Source organism: uncultured Agitococcus sp., assembly GCF_937920075.1.
Taxonomy (GTDB): Bacteria; Pseudomonadota; Gammaproteobacteria; order Pseudomonadales; family Moraxellaceae; genus Agitococcus.
Window position 1 is genome coordinate 1 of record NZ_CALETI010000121.1, and the last position, 2,428, is coordinate 2,428.

Annotated in this window: 4 protein-coding genes; 1 reads left to right on the forward strand and 3 read right to left on the reverse strand. The window is 38.4% G+C overall.

Features of this window, described 5'->3' with window-relative positions; translation table 11 throughout:
- Positions 1–82: 82 nt before the first annotated feature.
- Positions 83–244 (reverse strand): hypothetical protein, encoded by a 162-nt coding sequence (locus tag Q0212_RS04365; protein WP_297922766.1) that lies wholly within the window; start codon positions 242–244, stop codon positions 83–85.
- Positions 245–319: 75 nt separating this feature from the next.
- Positions 320–469, reverse strand: a complete 150-nt coding sequence (locus Q0212_RS04370; protein ID WP_297922769.1) for a hypothetical protein — start codon at positions 467–469, stop codon at positions 320–322.
- 315 nt (positions 470–784) lie between these two features.
- Between Q0212_RS04370 and Q0212_RS04375 the strand changes: the two genes are divergently transcribed.
- Positions 785–967, forward strand: coding sequence for a helix-turn-helix transcriptional regulator (locus Q0212_RS04375; RefSeq protein WP_297922772.1), 183 nt, complete (start codon positions 785–787; stop codon positions 965–967).
- 444 nt (positions 968–1,411) lie between these two features.
- Here Q0212_RS04375 and Q0212_RS04380 read toward each other — a convergent pair.
- Positions 1,412–2,428, reverse strand: a 1,017-nt coding sequence (locus tag Q0212_RS04380) for a DEAD/DEAH box helicase (RefSeq protein WP_297922774.1), incomplete at its 5' end; no start/stop codon positions are given.

The window sequence follows — 2,428 nt, forward strand, 5'->3', positions numbered from 1 at the left end:
TCGACAATCGCATTGACCAACATACAAATAACTAAAAGAGCCACTAAGAAGGCCATCACCGTAGCCAATTTTAAGAACATTATCAAATCTCCTTTGCTGTTGTTTTTTTAACAGCACCGTCATAGCCACAATTACGAGCCAAAGTTAAAGCCTTTTGCGTTGCTTCTTGTTTGTCGCTTGCAAAAACTTCAACACTAAAACAGCCCTGTTTTTTAAACTGGACATCTACATAAAATTTACTCATAATTACCTCGTTAGTTTTCTGACTGACTACAAAAAAAGAAGCCCCTTTGTACTCGCAATACAAAAGGGCTTTTTGCTATTCGTTATAACCGCTTGGGTCATAAAAGTTTTTAACATCATCTTCTGTTAAAACGCGCTCACTATTCCAAGTGAGAGGACAAACAGAAGACCATTCTTCGATAGTCCACATATTGCCGTGACTATCAAACACAAAATCTATGCCCATTTTTTTCTCCTGACTACAAAAACAAAGTGACTCTCGATAGAGACTCTCTAACCCTGCAACTCGGCACTGTTTAAGCATTGCGTACCCAAACAGCAAAGAGCCACTTTGTTTTTGGTCTTTCGACCTGTCACCAACACTTACCCGATGTGTGACGTTCTCCTCTTACAGCATGGCAATATGGCCTTTTCTTGGCTGCGAGGCAGGATACTTTGCTTTCGCTTGGTATGTGAACATATTAACACATAAAAAAATCAATACCATAGGTTTGACTAAAATAATTTAATAAATTAACATAAAAACATCTAAGGGGGTTGTATGAACTATCAAACTATTAATGCTAAAGAATTGACGCAAAAAGCTATTGAAAAACACGGTTCGCAATATTCTGTTGCTAAAGCAACAGGAGTCAACCATGCCTTAATATCAAAAATGATTAGCGGCAAATTAACGAACCCCACGTTAAAGACAGTTAATAAGTTATTAGAGTGTTTACAATGATTTTATAAGACCCATTTAAGCATAGTCCAAAAACAAACATAAAGAGGTAGGACAAATGGACATATTGCAACAATTTTTAGGTGTTTTATGCGGCATTTTATTTTTGTTTATCGTTGCGATGGCTATTGGTCGTGGTGTTAAAGACGACGATTTTGATGGCATGGCTTAGGTTTATTGTGCAAGCAAGGATATGGACGGCAGACGACTCGCTGCGCTTGATAAGAGTCAATAACAAAATGGGCGTTCTAATTGTTTGAAAAAGCAAGGTTTGTTGTTAATCCCGAGCGTCCATTTTGTTGTTGTGTATCTCAGTGGTAGAGACTTGTGTCGTGGGTTCGATTCCAGTCAGAACAACAAATTTCAGGCAACAAAAAACCCCGTTTTTTAGGCGGGGCTTAATGTAAATCAAAACATACATAACTCGGCAATAATTACCTCGCTATGCTAGTTTGTCAACTTTAAAGCGTTTAACAATTCATCTTGCGTTATTGCCTTATTCTCAATCGCTTTCATCACTTTATCATCAATACAACCATCAGTGACAATATGCACAATACGAACAGGTTTAGTTTGCCCTTGTCTGCGCAATCGTCCGTTAAACTGTTGGTATAACTCAAGCGACCAATTCAAGCCAAACCACACAATAATACTGCCACCATGTTGAAGGTTAAGGCCATGTCCACAGGACGCGGGGTGAGCTAATAACATTTTGATATTGCCGTTATTCCATTGTGCGATGGTATCAGGGTTTTTATCTAATACCACAGCATCAGGATAACGCGCCTGTAAGCGTATTAAGTCAGTTTTGTAGTTATAAGCAATGAGTAAATTTTCATCGCTATTTTCGGCAATAATATCGTCTATTGCGTCAAGTTTGGCAGAGTGTATCTCAGTCCAGTTTTTTAACTCATCGGTGTACATTGCACCATTGCAGTATTGTAGCAGCTTACCCGCAAGCGTAGCGGCGTTATATGCGACAATCTCATTATCGTTTATGTGTATCAAAAACTCACGCTCAAGCTGCTTATATTCGGCCATGCGTGATGGTGGCAATGGCACTCTAATAACAGTATCAATACGCTCTGGCATTTCTAAATAATCATCTACGTTTAGCGAGATGACAATATCATCAATCAATTTATGAATGATTTTATCAGCAGATTTCACAGGCTTAAATTTATAGCCCATATAATCCGATTCAAAAAAACGTTGTTTGTAGGCGGTCATGCTTTTACCCAATCTTTGACCATTGTCTAATAAATATATTTGTGACCATATGTCCAGTAAACCGTTAGGGCTTGGTGTTCCTGTTAATTCAACTAAGCGATTGGTGAAAGGTATTGTTTTACGCAATGACTTGAATCGTTGGCTTGATGAGCTTTTAAAGCTGCTCGCTTCATCCAAAACAATCATATCAAACGGCCATTTCTTGGCGTAATGCTCAACTATCCAATGCACGTT